The 23,099-nt window shown below is 71.5% G+C and carries 23 protein-coding genes, 1 tRNA gene and 1 other RNA gene; 6 read left to right on the top strand and 19 right to left on the bottom strand.

What is annotated here, in order from left to right; translation table 11 throughout:
* Positions 1-13: 13 nt before the first annotated feature.
* Both AB0K07_RS05900 and AB0K07_RS05895 read right to left on the bottom strand, forming a co-directional pair.
* Positions 14-511, bottom strand: coding sequence for a hemerythrin domain-containing protein (locus AB0K07_RS05900; protein ID WP_363751265.1), 498 nt, complete (start codon positions 509-511; stop codon positions 14-16).
* Between the two features lie 5 nt (positions 512-516).
* Complete coding sequence (locus AB0K07_RS05895; protein WP_363751264.1) at positions 517-1,497, bottom strand: aldo/keto reductase; 981 nt, start codon at positions 1,495-1,497, stop codon at positions 517-519.
* 70 nt (positions 1,498-1,567) lie between these two features.
* Between AB0K07_RS05895 and mgrA the strand changes: the two genes are divergently transcribed.
* Positions 1,568-2,563, top strand: a complete 996-nt coding sequence (gene mgrA / locus AB0K07_RS05890; RefSeq protein ID WP_363751263.1) for an L-glyceraldehyde 3-phosphate reductase — start codon at positions 1,568-1,570, stop codon at positions 2,561-2,563.
* A 28-nt stretch (positions 2,564-2,591) separates the two neighbouring features.
* Here mgrA and AB0K07_RS05885 read toward each other — a convergent pair whose 3' ends face one another.
* Positions 2,592-3,521 carry a lytic polysaccharide monooxygenase gene (locus AB0K07_RS05885; RefSeq protein WP_363751262.1) on the bottom strand — a complete coding sequence of 310 codons (930 nt, stop codon included), beginning with the start codon at positions 3,519-3,521 and terminating at the stop codon, positions 2,592-2,594.
* A 139-nt stretch (positions 3,522-3,660) separates the two neighbouring features.
* Between AB0K07_RS05885 and AB0K07_RS05880 the strand changes: the two genes are divergently transcribed.
* Complete coding sequence (locus tag AB0K07_RS05880) at positions 3,661-3,783, top strand: ribosomal protein bL36 (RefSeq protein ID WP_089017583.1); 123 nt, start codon at positions 3,661-3,663, stop codon at positions 3,781-3,783.
* A gap of 75 nt (positions 3,784-3,858) precedes the next feature.
* Here AB0K07_RS05880 and AB0K07_RS05875 read toward each other — a convergent pair whose 3' ends face one another.
* The 3 genes from AB0K07_RS05875 to AB0K07_RS05865 all read right to left on the bottom strand — a co-directional run bounded on the left by AB0K07_RS05875 (position 3,859) and on the right by AB0K07_RS05865 (position 5,144).
* Positions 3,859-4,200: a VOC family protein gene (locus AB0K07_RS05875; RefSeq protein ID WP_363751261.1), complete on the bottom strand. Its 342-nt coding sequence runs from the start codon at positions 4,198-4,200 to the stop codon at positions 3,859-3,861.
* 193 nt (positions 4,201-4,393) lie between these two features.
* Positions 4,394-4,466 (bottom strand) — tRNA-Ala (locus tag AB0K07_RS05870).
* Positions 4,467-4,553: 87 nt separating this feature from the next.
* Complete coding sequence (locus AB0K07_RS05865; RefSeq protein WP_363751260.1) at positions 4,554-5,144, bottom strand: YqgE/AlgH family protein; 591 nt, start codon at positions 5,142-5,144, stop codon at positions 4,554-4,556.
* Between the two features lie 372 nt (positions 5,145-5,516).
* Here AB0K07_RS05865 and mdlC point away from each other — a divergent pair, with 372 nt between their 5' ends.
* Positions 5,517-7,112, top strand: a complete 1,596-nt coding sequence (gene mdlC, locus AB0K07_RS05860) for a benzoylformate decarboxylase (RefSeq protein ID WP_363751259.1) — start codon at positions 5,517-5,519, stop codon at positions 7,110-7,112.
* Positions 7,113-7,139: 27 nt separating this feature from the next.
* Here the strand turns inward: mdlC and AB0K07_RS05855 are convergent, their stop codons facing one another.
* From AB0K07_RS05855 to pruA, 11 genes are all read right to left on the bottom strand, one after another.
* Positions 7,140-8,093 carry a hypothetical protein gene (locus AB0K07_RS05855; RefSeq protein WP_363751258.1) on the bottom strand — a complete coding sequence of 318 codons (954 nt, stop codon included), beginning with the start codon at positions 8,091-8,093 and terminating at the stop codon, positions 7,140-7,142.
* Positions 8,094-8,150: 57 nt separating this feature from the next.
* On the bottom strand, positions 8,151-8,660 hold the full coding sequence (locus AB0K07_RS05850) for a hypothetical protein (RefSeq protein WP_363751257.1): 510 nt from the start codon (positions 8,658-8,660) through the stop codon (positions 8,151-8,153).
* 134 nt (positions 8,661-8,794) lie between these two features.
* Positions 8,795-9,475, bottom strand: a complete 681-nt coding sequence (locus AB0K07_RS05845; RefSeq protein ID WP_363751256.1) for a hypothetical protein — start codon at positions 9,473-9,475, stop codon at positions 8,795-8,797.
* A gap of 130 nt (positions 9,476-9,605) precedes the next feature.
* Positions 9,606-9,980, bottom strand: a transfer-messenger RNA (tmRNA) gene (gene ssrA, locus AB0K07_RS05840).
* A gap of 105 nt (positions 9,981-10,085) precedes the next feature.
* Positions 10,086-10,565, bottom strand: a complete 480-nt coding sequence (gene smpB, locus AB0K07_RS05835; protein WP_074319182.1) for an SsrA-binding protein SmpB — start codon at positions 10,563-10,565, stop codon at positions 10,086-10,088.
* Between the two features lie 149 nt (positions 10,566-10,714).
* A complete protein-coding gene (ftsX, locus tag AB0K07_RS05830; protein ID WP_363751255.1) occupies positions 10,715-11,590 on the bottom strand; it encodes a permease-like cell division protein FtsX in 876 nt (291 codons plus the stop codon).
* A 67-nt stretch (positions 11,591-11,657) separates the two neighbouring features.
* On the bottom strand, positions 11,658-12,338 hold the full coding sequence (ftsE, locus tag AB0K07_RS05825; RefSeq protein WP_030331491.1) for a cell division ATP-binding protein FtsE: 681 nt from the start codon (positions 12,336-12,338) through the stop codon (positions 11,658-11,660).
* 118 nt (positions 12,339-12,456) lie between these two features.
* Positions 12,457-13,578: a peptide chain release factor 2 gene (prfB, locus tag AB0K07_RS05820; protein ID WP_363751254.1), complete on the bottom strand. Its 1,122-nt coding sequence runs from the start codon at positions 13,576-13,578 to the stop codon at positions 12,457-12,459.
* Between the two features lie 175 nt (positions 13,579-13,753).
* The gene (locus AB0K07_RS05815) at positions 13,754-14,269 is read right to left on the bottom strand and encodes a PadR family transcriptional regulator (RefSeq protein ID WP_363751253.1); all 516 of its coding nucleotides are present in this window, start codon (positions 14,267-14,269) and stop codon (positions 13,754-13,756) included.
* A gap of 142 nt (positions 14,270-14,411) precedes the next feature.
* Positions 14,412-15,218, bottom strand: coding sequence for a tryptophan 2,3-dioxygenase family protein (locus AB0K07_RS05810; RefSeq protein ID WP_363751251.1), 807 nt, complete (start codon positions 15,216-15,218; stop codon positions 14,412-14,414).
* Positions 15,219-15,275: 57 nt separating this feature from the next.
* A complete protein-coding gene (gene pruA / locus AB0K07_RS05805; protein WP_363751249.1) occupies positions 15,276-16,904 on the bottom strand; it encodes an L-glutamate gamma-semialdehyde dehydrogenase in 1,629 nt (542 codons plus the stop codon).
* A gap of 349 nt (positions 16,905-17,253) precedes the next feature.
* Between pruA and AB0K07_RS05800 the strand changes: the two genes are divergently transcribed.
* Positions 17,254-18,318 (top strand): hypothetical protein, encoded by a 1,065-nt coding sequence (locus AB0K07_RS05800; RefSeq protein ID WP_363751248.1) that lies wholly within the window; start codon positions 17,254-17,256, stop codon positions 18,316-18,318.
* Positions 18,319-18,337: 19 nt separating this feature from the next.
* On the opposite strand, the gene AB0K07_RS05795 is transcribed toward AB0K07_RS05800, so the two are convergent.
* A complete protein-coding gene (locus tag AB0K07_RS05795) occupies positions 18,338-18,847 on the bottom strand; it encodes a hypothetical protein (protein WP_363751246.1) in 510 nt (169 codons plus the stop codon).
* Positions 18,848-19,062: 215 nt separating this feature from the next.
* Between AB0K07_RS05795 and AB0K07_RS05790 the strand changes: the two genes are divergently transcribed.
* Together AB0K07_RS05790 and AB0K07_RS05785 are read left to right on the top strand one after the other, a co-directional pair.
* On the top strand, positions 19,063-19,290 hold the full coding sequence (locus AB0K07_RS05790) for a helix-turn-helix domain-containing protein (RefSeq protein WP_363751244.1): 228 nt from the start codon (positions 19,063-19,065) through the stop codon (positions 19,288-19,290).
* A 100-nt stretch (positions 19,291-19,390) separates the two neighbouring features.
* Positions 19,391-19,981, top strand: coding sequence for an Rv3235 family protein (locus AB0K07_RS05785; protein WP_363751243.1), 591 nt, complete (start codon positions 19,391-19,393; stop codon positions 19,979-19,981).
* Between the two features lie 61 nt (positions 19,982-20,042).
* Here the strand turns inward: AB0K07_RS05785 and secA are convergent, their stop codons facing one another.
* Positions 20,043-22,967 (bottom strand): preprotein translocase subunit SecA, encoded by a 2,925-nt coding sequence (gene secA / locus AB0K07_RS05780; RefSeq protein WP_363751242.1) that lies wholly within the window; start codon positions 22,965-22,967, stop codon positions 20,043-20,045.
* Between the last annotated feature and the right edge of the window lie 132 nt (positions 22,968-23,099).

The following is a 23,099-nucleotide window of genomic DNA, read 5'->3' as shown; positions in this document are numbered from 1 at the left end:
TCCCGGGGAGATCTCAGCGGTGGTCGGCCACGTACCGCTGCGGGTCCTTGTCACGGAACGGCAGGTCACGCCCGTTCTTGTGCTCGCCGTAGAAGGTGAGCCAGCGGTGGCCCAGCTCGGCGCGCAGCTCGGCGCTGGCGTGCCGGCGGAAGTCGGGCAGCGCCTCGTCCTCCTCCTCGGCCAGGTGCTCGCTGTTCTCCCGGCGGGCCGTGCCGACCGCCGCCCACCAGCGTTCCGAGCCGACGGGGTGCAGCTTCGACTCGGCGATGGCGTCGCGGATCTTGTTGTGGTCGCCGATCGCGTCGGCGGTCTCGTCCTCGCCGTCGTCGCCGTGCTTGACCAGGTGCGGGTAGAGGATCGCCTCCTCGGCCTCGGCGTGGATGTCCAGGTGCAGGGCGAGTGCGTCCCAGATGGCCAGCAACTCCTGCTCGTCGCGGGCATCGTCGAGGCGGGCGAAGCCACGCCGGAAGGCGGCGTGGTCGTCCAGGATCATTGCGGTGATCTCGTCCACTGTGCTCACTTTCCTGTCGGGCCGGTGAACCGGGCGCGCAGCATCCGGGGCATCGCGGCGAGGCCGGTGACCGGGCGGAACCGTTCGGCGGCCTCGGCCAGCGCCGCGTACTCGCCGTCGGTGAGGTCGATGTCGGCGGCGGCGGCGTTGCGTTCCATCTGCTCCACACCGGACGCGCCGGGAATGGCCAGCACGTTCGGGTGGCGCAGCACGTACGCCAGTGCGATCTGGCTGGGGGTGGCGTCGTGCGCGTCGGCGACCTGGCGCAGCGTGTCGATGAGGGTGGCGCCCCGCTCCAGGTTCTCTGGCAGGAAGTACGGGTTGGCCCGCCGGACGGCGCCGGTCGGCGGGTTCTTCGCGTCGTAGCGGCCGGAGAGGAAGCCCTGGGCCAGCGGGCTGTACGCGATGACCACCCGGCCGGCCTCCCGCGCGTACGGAAGGAGATCCTGCTCGGGGGCGCGGTCCACCATGCTGTAGCGGACCTGGTTGCTGAGCACCCGCCGGCCCAGCGCCGCCTCGGCGACCTGCCAGCGGCGCAGCCCGTAGTTGCTCACCCCGACCTCGCCGACCAGCCCGACGTCCTGCAACGCCCGCATGCCGCGCATGGTGCTGTGGTCGGCGACCAGGGGGTGCGGCTGGTGCACCTGGTAGAGGTCGAGGGTGGTGACGCCAAGCCGGGCCGCCGAGGCCACCGCCCGCTGCTGCACCACCGCGGCCACCGGCAGCACGGGGAAGATCTTGGACGCGATCACCACCTTCGGCCGGTCGTCGCCGAGCGCCGCGCCGAGGATCCGTTCGCTGCGCCCGAAGCCGTAGATCTCCGCGGTGTCGAAGACCGTTACGCCCAACTCCAGGGCGCGCCGGACGATCTGCGCCGCCTGACGCTCGAAATCCGGGCCGTAGCCCCATTCCCGGGAACCGAACTGCCAGGTGCCCAACCCGATCCTGGACAGCGGTTTGGGGGTGTCGAGCGCGATGAGACGCATGGTCTCGAAACTACCCCCTTGTCCGGGTTCCCACGCCCGATCCCGTGTACCCGGAGCCGGAGCTAGGCTCATGATCGTGACCTACCTCGCCGCGGATGACCGCTACGACACCATGACCTACCGGCGCAGCGGACGCAGTGGCCTGCGGCTGCCCGCCGTCTCCCTCGGGCTGTGGCACAACTTCGGCCCGGACCGCCCGATGCAACGGCAGCGCGACATCGTCCTGCGCGCCTTCGACCTCGGTGTGACCCACTTCGACCTGGCCAACAACTACGGCCCGCCGCCCGGCGCCGCGGAGGAGAACTTCGGCCGGCTGCTCGCCACCGACCTGAAGCCGTACCGCGACGAGCTGGTCATCTCCAGCAAGGCCGGCTACCTGATGTGGCCCGGCCCGTACGGCGAGTGGGGCTCGCGCAAGTACCTGATCTCCTCGCTGGACCAGTCGCTGAGCCGGATGGGGCTGGACTACGTCGACGTCTTCTACTCGCACCGGTTCGACCCGGACACCCCGCTGGAGGAGACGATGGGCGCGCTGGACGCCGTCGTCCGCTCCGGCAAGGCGCTCTACGTCGGCATCTCGAACTACAACTCCGAGCAGACGGCCCGCGCCGCCGCGATCCTGCGCGAGCTGGGCACGCCGCTGCTGATCAACCAGCCGTCGTACTCGATGCTCAACCGCTGGACGGAGGCCGACGGCCTGCTCGACACGCTGGAGCAGGTGGGTGCCGGCTGCATCGCGTACAGCCCGCTGGCGCAGGGTCTGCTGACCGACCGCTACCTGGGCGGCATCCCGGCCGACTCCCGGGTGCGCACCAGCGTCTTCCTCAACGAGAGCGACCTCAGCGAGGAGAGGATGGCCACCATCCGGGGGCTGGGCGGTGTCGCCGAGCGGCGCGGCCAGTCACTGGCGCAGCTCGCGCTGGCCTGGGCGCTGCGTGACCCGCGGATGACCAGCCTGATCATCGGGGCGAGCAGCGTCGGCCAGCTGGAGACGAACATCGCCGCGCTGGACAATCTCGACTTCAGCGCCGAGGAGCTGGCCGAGATCGAGCGTCACCTGGGCTGAGCCCGCACCGGGTAGCCGGCGGGCCGGGTCACCAGATCCGGCGACGCCCGGCCCGGTGGTTGCGCACCTCGCACTGCCGGCCCACCGGCGCGGCACCGGTGCGGCGCAGCCGACCCGCGCCGACCAGCAGCGCGACGACCAGCACGGCGGCGGCCCCGGCCAGCACCGGCCACCGGCCGCTGAGGTCGGTCACCGACGCCACCGGCACGCCCGGGTCGGCCGCCGCCGCCACCGCCGGCTCGGTGGCGGCCGGCCGGCTCGCGGCGGTACGCGGCACCGCCGGCGCGCCCTTCGGCGAGGCGGCCGGTCGCCGGCCACCCGTGGCCGTGCCGCCGCCCGCCGGGCGGAACAGCACGTCGGAGCAGGAGTAGTAGGTGTCCGGGGTGTTGGAGTTCTGCCAGATCGTGTAGATCAGGTGCCGGCCGTCGCGGCCCGCCGGCAGCCGGCCCGGCAGCTGGTACGCCCCGGCCCGCACCGGCGGGTCGGTCACCGTCAGAAACGGGCGCGACTCCAGATCTCCCCAGGTCAGCGGCGCGCGGGGGTCGTACCCGGGCCGGGTGACGTAGAGCCGGAAGGTGCCCCGGTGCTCGATGGTGGTCCGGTAACGGAAGGTGAACCGGGCGCCGGGGGTCAGCTCGGTGGTCGGCCAGTCGGTCCGGGGCAGGTCGAGCCCCCGGTACGCGGAGAGCCCACCGCTGCACAGCTCCCCGTCCGGAATCCGCTCCCGGTCCCGGCCGTTGATCGCGGCGACCCGGACGTTGTCCCACTCGCGGACCGCCGCGCCCGCCTCGACCGCCGCACGGCAGGCGCTGGTGGCCGCGTACCGGCCCTCCGGTCCGCAGGCCGCGGCCCGGCTGACCGGGCTGGTCGGGGCGCCGTGCGCGATGGCGGGCGCGGCGCTGAACGGCACGGTCGCGACGGCGACCAGCACGGCGGCGAGCACTCGGCGCACCCTCATGGTCTGACCTCCCGCGCAGTGGTACGGGCGCGGGGCGGCAAAGGTTCGACGCCGGGGCGGCCGGGAATCGCGGGACCGGCCACGGCGTTCCGATGGACGGTACGGATCGAGGCCGAACCCCCAGGCCGAGGAGGCAGACATGAAGGTACGCACCTCGTTGCGCGCGCTCAAGCAGAAGCCCGGTTCGGTGGTGGTCCGCCGGCACGGCAAGGTGCTCGTGGTGAACCGCGCGAACCCGCAGTGGAAGAGCCGCCAGGGCTGATTCCGCCCCTGACAAGACATAGCGTCGAAACGCCCCGACCGGACAGCTCCGGCCGGGGCGTTTCGTGTTCGGCGGTCAGACCGGGCCGCCGCCGAATCCCATCTCGTTGCCGTCGGGGTCGCGGAAGATGGCCTTGCGGACGCCGTTGTCGTAGGTCTCGCGCTCGGCCGGCTCCAGGCCCCGCTCGGCGATCTGGGCGATCCGGGCGTCGAAGTCGCTGACGAAGACGGTGTGCATGGCGTGCCCGGCATGGTCGGGCCGCACCTCGATGAACACGTACCGGTGCTCTGCGAGCTCCCACACCGCCTCGATGTCGTTCGGCAGGAACGTCGGCGGGGCACCGAGGAGTCGCTCGTACCAGGCCGCCGCGGCGGCGTAGTCGCGGACGGGGATGCCCGCGAACAGATCTACGGTCATGAGGCCATGCTAGGAGCTCGGCCCCGCGAAGATCAGAGGCCGCGTCGGGGCAGCCCAGCACAGTTCAGTCGAGACAGAACTCGTCGCCCTCGACGTCCTGCATCACGATGCACGACTCGCGCTCGACCGCCGCTGATGTCCGAAACGACGCAGGGCGTCCGTCATGTCTGACGAACGCCCTGGTCGACAAGGGTGGAGCCGAGGGGACTCGAACCCCTGACCCCCACACTGCCAGTGTGGTGCGCTACCAGCTGCGCCACGGCCCCTTGCTGTTGTCCCGGTCGCCCGGGCACTGGGAAACTATACACATCCCGGCCGGCATGGTCATCTCGCGGGGTCCCCGCCGAGCCGGCTCAGTTGAGCGCCACGTCCGGCGGGAAATGGGCGACGGCGGCCATCATCCCGCCCTGCCGGCGCAGCACCATCGGCCACAGGTCGTCCGGCCGGTCGACGAAGGCGTCACCGGGCAGCGCGTCCAGCACGAACCAGGAGCCGTCGGCGATCTCCTGCTCCAACTGGCCGCTCCCCCAGCCGGAGTAGCCGGCGAAGACCCGGATGCCGCCGATGCTCTCCCGCAGCCGCTCGGGGTCGACCGAGAGGTCGATCGTGCCGACCGCCCCGGAGACCTGGTGGAAGCCCTTGACCCGACGCAGCGGCTGGCGCATCCGCGCCAGGCAGATGGCCGAGTCGGGCTGCACCGGGCCGCCCTCGAAGAGCACCGCCGGGTGGCGGGCCAGGTCACTCCAGTCGCCCAGCACCTCGGCGACCGGCACCTCGGTGGCCCGGTTCAGCACCACGCCGAGCGCGCCGCCCGGCTCGTGGGCGACCAGCAGCACCACCGTACGGTCGAAGTTCGGGTCCTTGAGGGCCGGAGTCGCGACCAGCAGCCGCCCGGTCATCGACTCCATCGCCCGTCCGCCGATCGCCTGGCCCTCTCCCTGCATCCCACACACCCGTCAACCGTGAACCCGCGCCGGGGATCCGACACCCACCGGACCCGCACGGTGCACCGGGATCATCCGTGCTGTCAACGCCATGCCTGGCACCATAGCCTGCGTCCCGGGTGCTGGCTAAGGTCTGACCGGCGGGTGATCGGACAGTTAAGACCGAGGGTCGATGGCACCGACGGCGGAACTCGCGGTGATCGGCCGATCCGTCGCCGAGGTGGCCGGACCGCGGGGTCAAGTTCCTGCCTCGGCACCGCCCCGACGCCTGGGAAACGCCCGAAATGCCCGCCCCATCCCGATAGATTCGGCTGGTCGGGAGGGCGAGGCTGGTCGTCCCTGCGCGCACCGCGACACGGGAGGCAGGTGGCGATGGCAACGGTCCGGGACGCGACGTACGACGTGCTCCGCACCCTCGGCATGACCACCATCTTCGGCAACCCCGGCTCCACCGAGGAGCCGTTCCTGCGGGACTTCCCGGCCGACTTCCACTACGTCCACGCCCTGCACGAGGCGACGGCGGTCGCGATGGCCGACGGCTACGCCCAGGCCACCGGCGCACCCGCGCACGTCAACCTGCACACCGCCCCGGGCACCGGCAACGGCATGGGCAACATGGTCACCGCCTGGCACAACAAGACCCCACTGATCGTCACCGCCGGCCAGCAGACCCGCGAGATGCTGCTGCTCGAACCCCGGCTGACCAACCGCCGGGCCGCCGAACTCCCCCAGCCGTACGTCAAGTGGGGCTACGAGCCGGTCCGGGCGCAGGACATCCCGGCGGCGCTGCTGCGCGCGTACGCGACCGCGGTGCAGCCGCCGGCCGGACCGGTCTTCCTCTCCCTGCCGATGGACGACTGGGCGCAACCGGCCGACCCACCGCCCGCGCCGCGCACGGTCGCCACCCGGTTCGGGCCGGACCCGCAGCGGTTGGACGAGTTCGCCCGGGTCCTGGCCGGCAGCCGCGACCCCGCCCTGGTGCTCGGGCCCGGCGTGGACCGGTCCGGGAGTTGGTCGACCGCGGTCGCCCTGGCCGAGCGGCTGGCCGCGCCGGTCTGGTCGGCCCCCGCGCCGGAACGCGCCGTGTTCCCCGAGGACCACCCGCAGTTTCGCGGGGTGCTGCCCTTCGCCATCGGGCCGCTGGCCGAGGCGCTACGCGGACACGACACCGTGCTGGTGGTCGGCGCCCCGGTGTTCCGCTACTACCCGTACGTGCCGGGCGACCACCTGCCCGACGGCACCCGGCTGCTGCACGTCACGGACGACCCGGACGAGGCCGCCCGTGCCCCGGTCGGGGACAGCCTGCTCGGCGACCCGGGGCTGACCCTGGCCGCGCTGCTCGAGCTGGTGCCGCCGACCGACCGGCCGCCACCGGCGCCCCGGGCCGCGCCGGCACCACCGGAGGTCACGGCGCCGCTGAGCGCCGACGCCCTGTTCGCCGCGCTGGCCGCGCACTGGCCGGCGGACGGGGTCCTGATCCAGGAGTCACCGTCCAACCTGGCCGCACTGCGCCGCCGGATGCGGATCGCGCGCCCGGCCTCGTACTTCACGATGGCCAGCGGCGGTCTCGGCTACGGCCTGCCGGCCGCGGTCGGGGTGGCGTTGGCCGAGCGGGACACCGGGCGTGGCCGCCCCGTGGTGGCGGTCGTCGGCGACGGCTCGTTCCACTACTCGGTGCAGGCGCTCTGGACCGCCGCGCGGCTGTCACTGCCGGTGGTGGTCGTCGTCCCGGTCAACCAGCAGTACGCGATCCTCAAGGCGTTCGCCGAGCTGAAGGAGACCCCCGGGGTGCCCGGACTGGACCTGCCAGGGTTGGACGTCACCGCCATCGCGGCCGGCTACGGCTGTGCCACCGAGGTCGTCGAGACACCCGACCAGCTCGGCTCGGCGCTCGCCGCCGGACTGCGCGCCGACCGCCCCACCGTGCTGCCGGTGCCGATCAGCACCGACGTGCCCAGCATCCTCTGACCGGCACTCTCCGCCCGCCTCACCGGGTCAACGCGGGGCGATCGACAGCGGGGCACCGGTGGAGACGTCCAGCACCGGCCGGGCGCCCAGCGGCGCGGCCAGGGTGACGGTGACCGGCTCCAGTTTGAGCAGATCGGGGCAGACGCCGGTGGACCTGGTGACGCCGCCGCCGACCACCACCACGTCCGGGCGCTCCTGCACGAGCGGAGTGATCCCGGTGTCGCAGGCGCCGACACCGAGCCGGACGGTCAGCCGCGCGCCGTCGACGGCCGTCACGTCCTGAGCGGAGACCAGTCCGTCCGGCAGCGGCCGCGCGGGGGCGGTGGGCTCGGGGACCGGGGTGACGGCAGCCGGCGCGACGGCGAGCCGCGCCACCGGAACGGCCAGCTCCTCGACGGTGAACAGCCAGGCCGGCACCTGCGCCTCGCCCCGGCTCGTGCGGACCGGCACGGTGCCGAGCGTGACGCCGGTGACGGTCAACGGAAGGCAGGCGGTCTCCGGTGCGCTGCTGACCCAGCCGTCCGGTCCGGGTTCGACGGTGGGGCCGGGGGTCGGCAGCCCGGGCCGCTTCGGCCGCCCGGGGCACGGCAGCGGGTCGCCCTGGTCGAGCTGCCGGTACGCCTCCGCCGCGCTGACCAACGGCACGGTGAGCGTGCCGTCCGGGAACCGGATCTCCCCGCCGACCCGGGTGGGCGGGATGGGCACCTGCTCCCGGTACCAGCCGGCCCGGAAGGCCGCCTCGGTGTCGGGGGTGAAGCGCGGGTCGCCGGTCAGCACGGTCGGGCCCTGCATCGGGACGTACCCGGTGCGCCACTCGGGGCCGGGCCGCCACGCCTCGGCGACCTCGGTGGCCCGCTGGTCGAACGCCTCCCACCGGTGCGCTGGGGCGGTGGACCCATCTGCGGCCGGGCCACCCGTCGGGGCGCAGCCGGCCGCGAGCACCAGCAGGGGCAGACCGAGGAGGAGAACCGATCGACGCATGCCGGTTCGACGCGTCCGCCGCCGCCCCGGTTCCCGCCCGCCGGAGGGGGCCGATGCTCAGGTCTCGCCACCCAGATCCGTCTGGTACGCCTGCCAGAGCAGGTCGGCGCCGCGCCGCCGGTGCCGGGCGAACGCCCGCAGCAGGTACGCCGCCTGGTCGCGCAGCTCGTCGGGGCTGGCCTCGGACTGCTCGGCGACCCGCTGCACGGCCAGGATCGCGGCGCCGATCGCGGTGTGCTCGCGGGTCAGCAGCCGGACACCGTGGCAGAGCCGGGGCGCGTGGGTGAGCAGTTCCCCGTAGAGCCCGGCCGGCCCCTCGGTGACCTGGACGTGCTCGGCGAAGCCCTGCCCGACCGGGTGCAGCCGCAGCAGCACGCGTTCGCGCCAGCGTGGCTCGGTCGTCGCCGCGGTGACGGCTCGGGCGAGCGCGTGCAGATCACCGGCGAGCCCCACCGGGCGCGGCGCACCGGGCAGACCGGTGCGGTGCGGCTCGGCGGGGGTCGGATGCGGGTGCGCGGCGCAGGGCCGGGCGACGAGTGACGGCTGCTGGACCGGACCGGTGACCATGGGCACCTCCCGCGCTTGCGCTGCTACCGCATACCGCGATGGTGAACCCGCCCCTCCCGCCCTGTCCAGGGCCCCGGACCGTCTCTTCTGCCCCAGTGGTCGCAGCAGCCCCGCAGACCCCACGGGTGTGCGGCTCAGCCGCTCAGCGGATGCTCCGCGAGGCGCCGCAGCGTTGCGGCGACGGCGTGCGCGTCGCCGTCACGGCCATCGGTGGGACGCCCGCCGGTGATCGCGTCGGCCAGCGCCCGCAGCTCGGACGGGGGCAGGGTGGGCAGCCCCATGCCGCGCAGGGGGATGGTGACCCGTCGTCCGCTGTCCCGGTCGGTGGCGACGATGACCGGCGACGCCCGGTGCCCGCGCGCCCGCGGGTGGTCGTCGTACGCCTCGCGGTACGGCATGATCCGGGCGGTGGCGAGGTCGACGCTGCGGCTGCCGAACGCGCCGCGTACCCGCGCCCGACTGCCGTCCAGCCAGGCGGCCGTCCGCAGCACCCGCAGCACCAGGTAGATGCCGAGCAGGGCGAACGGCAGCCCGCACAGCCCGGCGAGCCAGCCGGACCCGGACTGGTCCCACCCCGCACCGCCCCCGGAGTCCCGTAGGGCGGGCGGCAGCATCCCGGGCGGCAGGTCACGGGCCTCCTCGTAGGAGGCGAACCCGTCGCCCGGGCCGGTCAGTTGGCGCAGCAGCCCGTCAGCGACCAGGGGCAGCACCACGAACGCGGCACCGACCGCGGCGAAGAGGACGCCGGCCAGCACAGAGACGGTGCGCTGGCCGGGTGAGGCGCCGATCGACAGGCGCAGTTCCTCGTTCGCCACGTCCGGCAGCCTAGGTGAGCCAGGCGGTCGAGGCGGTCCTGGCACCCTCGGGTGCGGACAGCGGGGCCGTACGGACCCCGGATACGACGATGCGCCCCGGCCGGTGGGCCGGGGCGCATCACTTTCGAGGTGGTGGAGGTGCCGGGAATCGAACCCGGGTCCTTCGCCGGTTTGTCAGGGCTTCTCCGAGCGCAGCTCGCTGTGCCTCTACTCGGCCCCACCGCTCACGCGAGCAAGTTGGTGTGACGGGCCCAGTCGCTGATTGATCTCGCCGCACGGACCCCGCGACCGGGTCCGATTGGCCAGCCTTCTAGCTGATGCCGGCTACTGGGACGAAGGCGTTCCCAGGCCGACAGACTTAGCTACTCGCCTCAGGCGGCGAGAGCGAAGTCAGCGCGATTGTTATTGGCGCTTATAAGTTCCGACGACCGATTCTCGAGACGACGTCGGCTTCCTCGGCTCGCTTCCCCTGTCGCTGCGTACGAAGTCGAAACCAGTCACCCCCTCGACAGGCCACCGACGTGGTGGCACTGACAAGCCTAACGCCTGCCGCAACGGGTTTCATCCCGAGCCCCTGAGCCAACTCGCCGACCCGGATAAACGGGACAAACTAGTCGTCCATGCCCTTGCCGCGCCGACCACTGACCCGGGCGATCTCCCGGTCCGCGTCGCGCTTGGCGAGGTCCTGGCGCTTGTCGTACGACTTCTTGCCCTTGGCCAGGGCGATCTCCACCTTGGCCCAGCCGTCGGAGAAGTAGACCTGCAACGGGACCATGGTCAGGCCCCCCTCACGGGTCTTACCGATCAGCCGGTCGATCTCACCCCGGTTGAGCAACAGCTTGCGGGTCCGCCGGGGCTCGTGGTTGGTCCAGGTGCCCTGGGTGTACTCCGGGATGTGCATCGCGTGCAGGTACAACTCGCCGTTGCGCTCCTGCGCGAACGCGTCCACCAGCGACGCCCGCCCGGCCCGCAGCGACTTGACCTCGGTGCCGGTCAACGCCATGCCCGCCTCGTACGTGTCGAGGATCGAGTAGTCGTGGCGCGCCTTCTTGTTGGAGGCGACCACCTTGCGCCCCTTTTCCCGTGGCATCGGCGCCACCCCCTCTCCTGATCGTCCACCGCCGGGGTCACCCCGGCCGGACAACCGATCATGTTACCTGAATGACAAGGACCCTCCCGCGCCGTTTATTTCCGGCGCGGGAGGGTCCCCGGGAGACGACGGGACGACCCGTACGGTGCCTAGACCCGCAGGTAGAAGCGCAGCGTGACCCAGGCGGTCGCGGCGCTGATCAGGCCACCGACGCCGGCCATCAGCGGGAAGATGAACAGGATGTCACCCCAGCTGATCGGCGAGAGCAGGCCCTCCAACGCCTTGAGCGACCCGTCGAAGAGCAGATACTTCGCCGCTATCAGGGCCACCAGGCCGAGCAGCGAGCCGATCAGGCCGGCCACGACGGCCTCCAGCACGAACGGCGCCTGGATGAACCAGTTGGACGCGCCGACCAGCTTCATGACCGCCACCTCACGCCGCTTGCTGTAAGCGGCCACCTGAATGGTGTTGGCGACCAGCAGCAGGGCGGCGACCGCCATCACGATGGCGGCGGCCAGGGCGATGTTCTGGATCGCGGTGAGGATGTTGAAGACCTTGTCCAGTAGTCGGCTCTGGTCGACGATCTCGTCGACGCCCTCGGTGTCCTTGTACTGGTCATAGATGTTCTTGTACTGCTCCGGGTTGTTCAGTTTGATCCGGAACGACGGGGGAAGGCTGTCCTCCTTGACGGCGCTGATCAGATCCGGCGCGTCCTGGAACATCTCCTGGAACCGCTTGTACGCCTCGGCCTTGTCGACGTAGATGACCTCGCTGACCAGCGGGTCGGACTTGAGCTTCGCGTTCATCTGCTCGCGCTGCTCGTCGGTGACGTCGGTCTTGAGGAAGATCGAGACTTGGATGTTCTTGTAGTAGAGGTCCTTCATGTCGTCGACCTGGCGGTACATGAGACCGCTGGCGCCGAGCATGGTCAGCGAGACCGCCATCGTGATGATCATCGCGATGGTCATGGTCACGTTGCGCCACAGTCCGACCAGTACCTCGGACAGGACGTATTTCACGCGCATCGGGGGTTCCTCCGGGTCTCCGGCATGAAGTGTTCGTCGTCAGGCTGCGCAGGGGTGGAGCGCCGGCTCACCCGTAAACGCCGCGGGCCTGGTCACGGACGATGCGACCGCTCTCGATCTCTACGACGCGGCGACGCATCTGGTTCACGATGTTGGAGTCGTGGGTGACCATCACGACGGTCGTGCCGGTGCGGTTGATCCGGTCCAGCAGACGCATGATCTCGATCGAGGTGTCCGGGTCGAGGTTTCCCGTGGGCTCGTCCGCCAGCAGGATCAGCGGACGGTTCACGAACGCCCGGGCGACGGCGACCCGCTGCTGCTCACCACCGGAGAGCTCGTGCGGGTAGCGGTGCTCCTTGCCACCGAGCCCGACCAGCTCCAGCACCTCCGGCACGACCCGACGGGCAACCGCCTTGGTCTTGCCGATCACCTCAAGGGCGAACGCCACGTTCTCGTACGCGGTGCGGTTCGGCAGCAGCCGGAAGTCCTGGAAGACGCAGCCGATCGAGCGCCGGAAGTGGGGTCGCTTCCAGGAACGCATCGACGTGACGTCCTTGCCGTTGACGACGACGCGGCCCTTGTTGGGGGCCACCTCGTGCAGCAGCATTTTGATGATCGTGGACTTGCCGGAGCCGGATGGACCGATGAAGAAGACGAACTCGCCCTTCTCGATCGAGACGGACACGTTGTCGAGCGAAGGCCGGGACGCCTTCGGGTACGTCTTCGTCACTTGCTCAAGCTGAATCACGGGTGGTGAGTCTACGCGGTGTGACGACAGAGCCAAGCCCCACGCCCCGTACTGACGGCGCGCGTCCTCGATTTAGGGCTTAACCGGGAGATCGACGACGCGCTGCGCCCGCATGTGATCACGCACCGTCGCCGGCAAGCTGCCGCTGCTTGCGCCAGCGGATTCCCGCCTCGATGAAGCTGTCCAACTCACCGTCGAAGACCGCGCTCGGATTGCCGGTCTCCTGCTCGGTTCGGAGATCCTTCACCATCTGATACGGGTGCAGGACGTAGGAGCGCATCTGGTCGCCCCACGAGCCGGCGGCGTTCTCCTTGAGCCCCTCCAGCTTGGCCTGCTCCTCCTGGCGCTTACGCTCCAGCAGCCGGGCCTGGAGCACCCGCAGCGCGGAGGCCTTGTTCTGCAGCTGGGACTTCTCGTTCTGGCAGGTCACCACGATGCCGGTCGGAATGTGGGTGAGCCGGACCGCCGAGTCGGTGGTGTTGACGCTCTGCCCACCGGGGCCCGAGGAGCGGTAGACGTCGACCCGCACCTCGTTCTCCGGGATGTCGATGTGGTCGGTCTGCTCGGTGACCGGCAGGACCTCCACGCCCGCGAAGCTGGTCTGCCGGCGGCCCTGGTTGTCGAACGGGCTGATCCGGACCAGCCGGTGGGTGCCCGACTCGACGCTGAGCGTGCCGTACGCGTAGGGCACCTTGACCGCGAAGGTGGCCGACTTCAGACCCGCCTCCTCGGCGTACGAGGTCTCGTAGACCTCCGTCGGGTAGCCGTGCCGCTCCGCCCAGCGCAGGTACATCCGCAGCAGCATCTCGGCGAAGTCCGCCGCGTCCACGCCGCCCGCGCCGGCCCGGATGGCGATCAGCGCCTCCCGGGAGTCGTACTCGCCGGAGAGCAGGGTGCGGACCTCCATCTCCTGGATGGCCTTGGTCAGCCCGGTGATCTCCACCTCGACCTCGGTCAGCACGCCCGGGTCGGACTCGGCCTCGGCCAGCTCCAGAAGCACCTGGGCGTCGTCGAGTCGGGAGCGCAGGCTGCCCAGCTTGCTGATCTCGCCGTTGACGTACGACAGCTGCGAGGTCACCTGCTGAGCCTTGGCCTGGTCGTCCCACAGGTCGGGGGCGGAAGCCTGCTCCTCCAGCCGGGCCTTGTCCTCGTGCAGACGGTCAAGGTTGAGGACGGCCTCGATGTTGCGCAGGGTCGCGTCGAGTTCCTTGAGCTGTTCGGCATAATCGGCAGCGGTCACGACAGACAAGCGTACTGCGCGGGCGAGGAGTGAGCTTGCGAGCCCCGCAGGCCCGCGCAAAAGTGACACTGCGCGGGCGAGGAGTGAGCTTGCGAGCCCCGCAGGCCCGCGCAAAAGTGACACTGCGCCTTCGCGGGCGGAGCAGCTCGTTCCCTGTGCACGAACCCGCCGACGATCACCCGACGGGGGCGGACTTCAGCCACGACAGGGCCGCCCGATGGTAGGCGACGGCGAACTCCAGCGCGCTGGCGTCGTACGTCTCCCCGTCCCGTTTGGCGTTCTTGACCTGTTCCCGCACCTGGGCCAGGGCCTCGGTGTGGTACTCGTTGGCGGTGGCGTACAGGCTCTTGAGCTGGCTGGAGGAGTGCAACTCGCCGAAGGCCATCCGGAGCGCTATCGGGTTGCGGATGGTGTCCCGCCCCGGGCTCTCCGTCAGCCAGCGGGAAAATGTCCGTTTCCCGCTGGCGGTGAGCGAGTACGGCTGACTCATCCGCGGCCCCGGCTTGCCGAGCCGCACGAAACCCCGCTCGGCCAGCACCGGCAACTCGCGGTAGACCTGGCTGCGGGTCATCGACCAGTACGGCGCCAGCCGCCGCTCAGCGGCGGCCATCAACTGGCCGCCTGTCATGGGACCCTCGTGGAGCAGCCCGAGCAGGGCCGCCGCCGTGGGGTTGACTCCGGAATCCGCCATGGCCACTACGCTGCCACTTTGCGCTCGCGGCGTCCAGGATTTGGCAGTTTGCCACCCGACAGGACTTCCTATGTGCACTGTCGGCGGCAGACTGTCCGTTGAGGACTATCGATGGGTTGGGCCGAGGGGCCGACGACCCCGCTCAGAGGCGGCTGCGCAGCTCCCACAACTCCGGATAGAACCGCGTCTCCACCCGGGACCGGAGGTAGGCGCCGCCGGCCGAGCCGCCGGTGCCCGGCTTGGTGCCGATCTGCCGCTCGGCCATCAGCACGTGCCGGGCCCGCCACAGGGAGAACGCCTGATCGTGGGCGACCAGGGCCTCCGCGAGGTCCCAGAGTGGCCCGAACCGCTCCCGGTCCGCGGCGATCCTGGCGTACGCCGCGAAGCGGGCCTCGGCGTCGCCGACCGGGAAACCGGCCCGGGCGAGCACGGCCAGGAAGCCGTCCCAGAGGCTCGGCTCGGCCAGCCGGCGCTCCAGCCGGGCCCGTTCGGCCGGCGGCAACCGACGGAACCGGTGCAGGAAGTCCGGGTCCTTGAGCCCGGAGAGGAACTCGATCTCCCGGAACTGCACCGACTGGAACCCGCTGGCCGGGGCGAGCTTGGTGCGGAAGGCCAGGAAGTCCTGCGGCGTCATCGTGTCGATCACGTCCACCTGGCCGACCAGCACCCGCTCCACCACATGGCAGCGTTCCAGTCGCACCCGGGGCAGGTAGGTCTCGCCGGCGACCAGCATGCGGTCCCGGGCGTCGGACAGCTCGGCGAGCAGCAGCTTGAACCACAGCTCGTACACCTGGTGGATGGTGATGAAGAGCAGTTCGTCGTGGGAGGCCGGATCGGACTCCGGCACCTGCGCGGCGAGCAGGTCGGCCAACCGCAGGTAGTCGCTGTAGGTGAGCAGGCCGCCCTGCTCCCCGAAGCGAGGATCGGGCGCGGGGGTGATGTGCGTCACCCCGGCCAGGCTACCGCCGGCGACGCGCGTGCGCCGCCGGCGGTCGTCGCCGGGCAGTCAGGACATGTGGGGGTACGTGTGGTCGGTCGGCGGCACGAAGGTCTCCTTGATCGTCCGCGGCGACACCCAGCGGACCAGGTTGAGCCAGGAACCCGCCTTGTCGTTGGTGCCGCTGGCCCGCGCTCCGCCGAACGGCTGCTGGCCGACCACCGCGCCGGTGGGCTTGTCGTTGATGTAGAAGTTGCCGGCCGCGTACCGCATCCGCTCGCCGACCGCGTCGATCACCCGGCGGTCCGTGGCGAACACCGATCCGGTCAGCGCGTACGGGGCGATCGACTCGGCCTGCGCGACCACCTCGTCGAAGCGGGCGTCGTCGAACACGTGCACGCCCAGGATCGGCCCGAAGTACTCGGTGGTGAACGTCTCGTGGGCGGCGTCGCTGCACTCGAACAGCGTCGGCCGGACGAAGTACCCGACCGAGTCGTCGGCGGTGCCACCGGCCAGCACCCGGCAGGTGTCGTCGCCGGCGATCAGCTCCAGCGCCGCGGTGTGCCGGGCGAACGCCTTGTCGTCGATCACAGCGCCGCCGAAGTTGCTGAAGTCGGCGACGTCGCCGTAGGTGAGCGAGTCGGTGGTGGCGGCCAGCCGGTCCCGCAGGCCACCCTCCCAGAGCGAGCGCGGCACGTACGCCCGCGAGGCCGCCGAGCACTTCTGGCCCTGGTACTCGTAGGCGCCGCGGATCAGCGCGGTGTGCAGGGCGTCGACGTCCGCGCTGGTGTGCGCGACCACGAAGTCCTTGCCGCCGGTCTCGCCGACCAGCCGGGGGTAGCCCCGGTAGCGGGCGATGTTGTCGCCGACGGTCCGCCACAGTTGCTGGAAGACCTTGGTCGATCCGGTGAAGTGGATGCCGGCCAGGTCCGGGTCGGCGAGCACGACGTCGGAGACCTCCTCGCCCCGGCCGGTGACCATGTTGATCACACCGGGCGGCAGGCCGGCGGCCTCGAACAGCCGCATGGTGAAGTGCGCGGCGAACTGCTGGGTGGGGCCCGGCTTCCAGATCACCGTGTTGCCGAGCAGGGCCGGCGCCGAGGGCAGGTTGCCGGCGATGGCGGTGAAGTTGAACGGCGTGACCGCGTAGACGAAGCCCTCCAGCGGGCGGTGGTCGAAGCGGTTCCAGACCCCGGGCGAGGAGTTGGGCTGCTCCTCGAGCAGGCGCCGGGCGAAGTGCACGTTGAACCGCAGGAAGTCGATGAACTCGCAGGCCGCGTCGATCTCCGCCTGGATCGCGGTCTTGGACTGCCCGAGCATGGTGGCGGCGTTGAGCGTGTCCCGCCAGGGGCCGGCGAGCAGTTCGGCGGCGCGCAGGAAGATCGCGGCGCGCTCCTCGAACGGCAGCGCCCGCCACATCGGGGCGGCGTCCTTGGCAGCCTTGATCGCCGCGCGGGCGTCGTCGTGGGTGGCGTGCGCGGTCACGCCGAGCACGTGCGCGTGCTTGTGCGGCTGCACCACGTTGATCGGGTCACCGGCGGCCATCCGCTGCTCGCCGGCGATGGTCATCGGCAGATCGATGCGCTCGGCGGCGAGTTCGGTCAGCCGCCGCTGGAGCCGGTCCCGGTCGGGGTTGCCCGGCTCGTAGTTGCGAACCGGCTCGTTGCGCGGCTCGGGTACGGAGAACACGGCATCCATCAACGCTCCTGGCGATCTCGACTGCGGTGGCGAAACCGGACCCGCGGGCACCGACCGGACGGCCGGTCGCCGGACGCCGCGCGGGATTGCCGAGCAGCGGCGGGACCTCCCACGATTCTTCCATGCGGAGGTGTTCACCTCACCTCCACCATCAGCTCCCGCCAAGGACCGCCCCACCCCTCCTCTCCTTACCGATCAGGCGCGGGCAGGCGAGCCCGGCCGGTCGGCGGGCAGCCGTCGGCGCGAGCCGGGCCGGCCGTGCCGGTCGCCGCCGTCCCGTGGCGGCGGAAGGTCCACCCGGCCCGCGTACCCTGAATGGTCGGTGACCTGCCGCCTCGAAGGGGAGACGATGACCAAGCAGCCCGGCCGCGTCCCGGCCGCGGAGTCGGACGAGCCGGCGGTCGAGCCAGCCACCCCCAGCGGCCGCCCGGCGCCCGCGCCCGGTGCGGCGGTGCTGGCGCTGCTGGCGCTCGGTTGGCTGGCCGCCATGCTCTGGTCGACCCGGGAGGCGATCACCTCGGCAGCGGCCGGGATCACCGCGATCAGCCTCTCCGCGTTCGCCCTGCCCGGCGTGATCTCGGCCGCACTGGTGGCCGGGGCCGCCGTCGCGCTGGCCTGCGGCAACCTGCTGTCCCGCCGGTACGGCGACTGGGTCACCCTGCGCTTCGTCGGGGCGATCGGGGCGGGGATGGTGGTCGGTCTGGCCGCCGCGCTGGCGATCAACCTCACCTACTTCGACACGTCGACCACCAACGTGATCGCCGGCACCACGGCAGCCGCGGCGATCATCGGTGGCGCGGTCGCCGGTGCGCGGACGGCACCGGCGGTCGGTGCGGTGGCGACCGCCGCGCTGGGCACGCTGGTCTTCGTGGTCGCGTTCAGCCCCGCCCGGGACCCGCTGTTCGACCTCTTCGGCGCGGGCGACAGCCAGAAGTCGCTGGTGAACGCGGCGAAGTGGGTGTCGCGCACCGAGTCGCTCATCGCCGGCCTGTTGGCCGGGCTGCTCGCCTTCGGCTACCTGAGCTGGGCCCGGCGGCGGGCCGTCCGGCGGGACCCGGGGGCGCCGGCGCTGCGCTGGCCGGCCTACCTGCTCGCCGGCGCCGGGCCCGGGCTGCTCCTGCTGCTCGCCGAGGTGATCATCCGGATCGGTGGCCGGTCCCTGCTGGACCTGGCCGGCGCGCTGAGCGAGGCCGACGCCGTGGCGCAGACCTCGCTGGGCACCTCGCGGGTGGACAACGGCATCTGGGTGCTCTTCGTGGGGGCGCTGACCGCACTCATCGCGTTCGGCCGCACGCTCAGCCCGGCCCACTCCGACGACGACGAACCGGCCGTCGCCGACGACTCCGCCGCGCTGGACACGGACCAGCCGGATCCCGCCGACGCGGACCCGGCCGGGGCGGACCGGGCCCGCTGACCCCGGCCGGCGGCCCGGCTCAGTCGGTGGCGCGCAGCAGCAGATCCAACTCGGTCACGTCGTACCACTCCAGCTCGTGGTCCTCGGCGCCGTCGACGGTGAACTGGGCGTCCGGGTCGCCGGCGGCGGCCTCGGCCACCACGTCGGCGGCGGCGGCCACCTCCTCGACCGCGTCCGTGCCGTCCACGTGGATCGCCGCGACGGCGCCCACCGGCACCGCGTCGGCCAACGTCACCGTGCTGGAACCCAGCTCACCGTCACCCCGGCCGAGGGCTGCCCGCGGCAGGTCGGCCGAGACGACGACCCGGCGGCGGGGCGCGGCCGGATCGGCCCGGAGCAGGTGCAGCGCGTCCTGGGCGGCCCGGGTGAACGCGACGTACTCCAACTCCTCCTCGTCGCCCTCGGCGTACCACTCCCGCAGCGCCGGGGTCACCGCGTGCGCCTGGTCGACGGTCAGCCCCTGCTCACGCAGGCGGGCCAGCATCGGTACGGTCGCCGGCACGTACACCCGGACAAGCTCGTCGGTCACCGGTCGTCTCCCCGCTCGGTCCTCCACCGGCGGCCGCCGGCACGGGCGCAGATCATGCCGCACGCCGTGACCGTCATACACCTCGCCTCCGGCCGGCGGAAGTTCCCTGCCGGTGTGTCCGCCGCACCTGCTGCACCGCCGAGCCGTACGGATGCTGGGCGGCTCCCGCTGTCGATGGCAAACTGAGGCAAACGTCATCAACCCCGGGAGTTTCCGTGGAGCCGAGGTTCCTGCTGCTCTCCGACGTCGCCGCCGAGCTGAACGTGTCGGACTCGCAGGTCTACCACATGGTGCGCAGTGGGGAACTGCCGGCGATCAAGATCGGTGGCCGTGGCCAGTGGCGGGTCGAGCGCGCCCGCCTGGAGGAGTACATCGCGCACAAGTACGCCGAGACCGCCGACTGGGTCCGGGGCAACCCGCTCGTCGACCGCGACCCGGAGTAGTCGCTACTATCCGCTGAGCCATTGACCGGGGCCGCTCCCTCCCGCAGAATCGAGCTTGTCGAAGGCAAACGAAGGCAAACACAAGATCAAGGGGGCAGCGATGAGTGAGCGGCGACCCGGTTCGTCCCGGCCACCCGTGCGGCTACGCCCCGTTCCGCCGATCGACCCTCCGTACGCCGACGAGGCCGACGGGGCGTACTGGCCGGTGCCGACCCACGGCCAGCTCGCCCTCGACCTGTTCGCCTCGACGCGGCCTGATCCCATTCGGCCACCGGAGCGACGCGCCGCCCTCCGCCGAGTGCCCACCCGACCCGCCACCCATCCGGGCGCGCCGCTGCCCCCGTCGACCGCCCCGGAGGCGGCCCGGGCCGCGCACCGCTTCGTCGGCACCTGCCTGGAGGTGGTCAACGGCTACCGCTCGCCGGCGCAGGTGCGGCCACTGCTCGACCCGGCCCGCGCCGCCGAGCTGCTGACCGAGCTGGCCCGCGCGACCGGCCGGGCCGGGTCGCCCCGCCGCCGCGCCCCCCGGCCGGTGGTCCGGCTGCGCCGGCTGCGCGCCTGCGAGCCCCGGGAGGCCGCCGTGGAGGCGGCCGCGGTGCTCACCGGCGCGGGCGGACGCAGCTGGGCGATGGCCGTCCGCCTCGAGCACCGCCGAGGCCGCTGGCTCTGCACCGCCCTGCACGTCCTCTGAGCCAGGCCACGCCGACGGGCCCCGACCAGATCGGCCGGGGCCCGTCGGGGAGTGCTGTCGGTCAGCCGCCGTTGGGGGCGCCGTGGCAGCGCTTGTACTTGCGGCCGGAGCCACACGGGCACGGCGCGTTGCGGGACGGGCCGTTGCTCGCCTCCGCCTGGTCCGGCGCGGGGCGCCGGGCGGCGGCGGACGGGACCGCCGGGCCACGCAGCCCCGAGGTCGGCCGCTGCGGAGCGGACGGAGCGGTCCGTCCCGGTGCCGCCGGGGCACCCGGGGCCGGTCGGCCCACACCGAGCGCCGGAGCCTGCTGCTCGGCCTGCTCGACGGCGACCGCACCGGGGCTGGCCTCGCCGTCGATGGTGGGGGCGGAGTATTGCAGGCCCTGTCGCTGCGGCGCGCGGTTGAGACCCTTCGCCCGGATCTCCACCGGCTTGTCGAGCAGCGTGACCTCCTCCGACTCCGCGGCCGGCTCCGGCTCGGTCACCTGGACGTCCACGTTGTAGAGGAAGCCGACCGTCTCCTCCTTGATGCCGTCCATCATGGTGGCGAACATGTCGAAGCCCTCGCGCTGGTACTCCACCACCGGGTCGCGCTGGGCGTACGCCCGGAGGTTGATGCCCTCCTGGAGGTAGTCCATCTCGTAGAGGTGCTCGCGCCACTTGCGGTCGATCACCTGGAGCAGCACCATCCGCTCGAGCTGGCGCACCCCCTCGGTGCCGAGCTGCTCCTCGCGCCGGTCGTACGCGGCGTGCGCGTCCTCCTTGAGGCGGGCGACCAGGAAGTCGGCGTCCATGCCGGCGCGGGAACCGCCGGCCTCCTCCTCCAGCTCCTCGATCGTCACGCCGACCGGGTAGAGCTGCTTGAGGCTGGACCAGAGCTGCTCGAGGTCCCAGTCCTCGCCGTAGCCCTCGGAGGTGGCACCCCGCACGTACGCCTCGACGGTGTCGTCGATCATGTTGCGGACCTGGTCGGAGAGGTCCTCGCCGTTGAGCACCCGGAGCCGCTCGGCGTAGACGACCTGGCGCTGCTTGTTGAGCACCTCGTCGTACTTGAGCACGTTCTTGCGGATCTCGGCGTTCTGACCCTCGATCTGGGCCTGGGCACTCTTGATCTGCCGGGTGACCATCTTCGACTCGATGGGCACGTCCTCCGGGATGTTGAAGCGCTCCATCACCGCCTCGACCGCGCCGGCCCGGAAGCGCCGCATCAGCTCGTCCTGGAGCGACAGGTAGAAGCGGGACTCGCCCGGGTCACCCTGCCGGCCGGCGCGACCGCGCAGCTGGTTGTCGATCCGCCGGGACTCGTGCCGCTCGGTGCCCAGCACGTACAGGCCCCCGGCTGCGGCGACCTCGTCCGCCTCGGCGTCGCAGGCCTGCTTCCACGTGGGAAGGACCTCCTCCATCGCCTTGGCGTACTCCTCCTCGTTCTCCAGCGGGTCGAGGCCGCGCTGGCGCAGCTCGTTCGCGGCGAGGAACTCGGCGTTGCCGCCGAGCAGGATGTCGGTGCCACGGCCGGCCATGTTGGTGGCCACGGTGACCGCGCCCTTGCGCCCGGCCTGGGCGACGATCTCCGCCTCCCGGGCGTGGAACTTGGCGTTCAGCACGTTGTGCGGGATGCCCCGCCGGCGCAGCAGCTGGGAGAGGATCTCGGAGTTTTCCACCGAGACGGTGCCGACCAGGACGGGCTGACCCATCTGGTGCCGCTCGGCGATGTCCTCGATCACCGCGTTGAACTTGGCCTTCTCCGTCTTGTAGATGACGTCGGGCCGGTCCGCGCGGACCATCGGGCGGTGGGTGGGGATGCTCACCACGCCGACCTTGTAGACCTTGTTGAACTCGCCGGCCTCGGTCTGGGCCGTACCGGTCATCCCGGACAGCTTGTTGTAGAGGCGGAAGTAGTTCTGGAGGGTGATGGTGGCCAGGGTCTGGTTCTCCTGCTTGATCTCCACCCCCTCCTTGGCCTCGATCGCCTGGTGCATGCCCTCGTTGTAGCGGCGGCCGTGCAGGATGCGACCGGTGAACTCGTCGACGATCAGGACCTCACCGTCGCTGACGATGTAGTCCTTGTCGCGCTTGTAGAGCTCCTTGGCCTTGATGGCGTTGTTCAGGTAGCCGACCAGCGGAGTGTTCACCGACTCGTACAGGTTGTCGATGCCGAGCCGGTCCTCCACCTTGGCGACGCCGCGCTCGGTCACCGCGATGGTGCGCTTGGAGTGGTCGACCTCGTAGTCACCCTCGCCGTCGGTGCCGGGCTGGAGCCGGGCCACCACGCCGGCGAACTCGCCGTACCAGCGGGCCGAGTGCTCGGCCGGGCCGGAGATGATCAGCGGGGTACGCGCCTCGTCGATCAGGATGGAGTCGACCTCGTCGACCACGGCGAAGTTGTGCCCGCGCTGGACCAGCTCGTCCTTCGACCAGGCCATGTTGTCGCGCAGGTAGTCGAAGCCGAACTCGTTGTTGGTGCCGTAGGTGATGTCGCACTCGTACGCGGCCCGGTGCTCGCTGGCCGGCCGGTTGGGCAGCACCACGCCGACGGTCAGCCCGAGGAACTCGTGCACCCGGCCCATCCAGGCCGCGTCGCGCTGTGCGAGGTAGTCGTTGACGGTGACCACGTGCACGCCGTCGCCGGAGAGCGCGTTGAGGTAGACGGCCATGACCGAGGTCAGCGTCTTGCCCTCACCGGTCTTCATCTCGGCGATGTTGCCGAAGTGCAGCGCCGCGCCACCCATCACCTGGACGTCGTACGGCCGCTGCCCGAGCACCCGGGCGGACGCCTCGCGGGCCACCGCGAACGCCTCCGGCAGCAGGTCGTCGAGCGTCTCACCGTCGGCGAGCCGTTCCCGGAACTGCTCGGTCATGCCGCGCAGCTCCTCGTCGCTGAGGTTGACGTAGTCGTCCTCGATCGAGTTGACGGCGGCGGCGATGGCCTTGAGCCGGCGCACCATGCGGCCTTCGCCCGCGCGAAGGACCTTTTCCAGAATCGACACGGATCAACGCTCCCCTAGACGGTCTCGAACCATCGTAGGCGCTCCATCGGCGCGATGGTCACTGGTGGCGGGGGTCCACCCCGCCGAACCCGACATAACTCGCGCACCGGGTGCGTACCGCAGGTTATCCGG

The organism is Micromonospora sp. NPDC049301 (assembly GCF_040678715.1).
GTDB lineage: Bacteria > Actinomycetota > Actinomycetes > Mycobacteriales > Micromonosporaceae > Micromonospora.
This window is presented reverse-complemented; position numbering and strand designations above follow the sequence as displayed.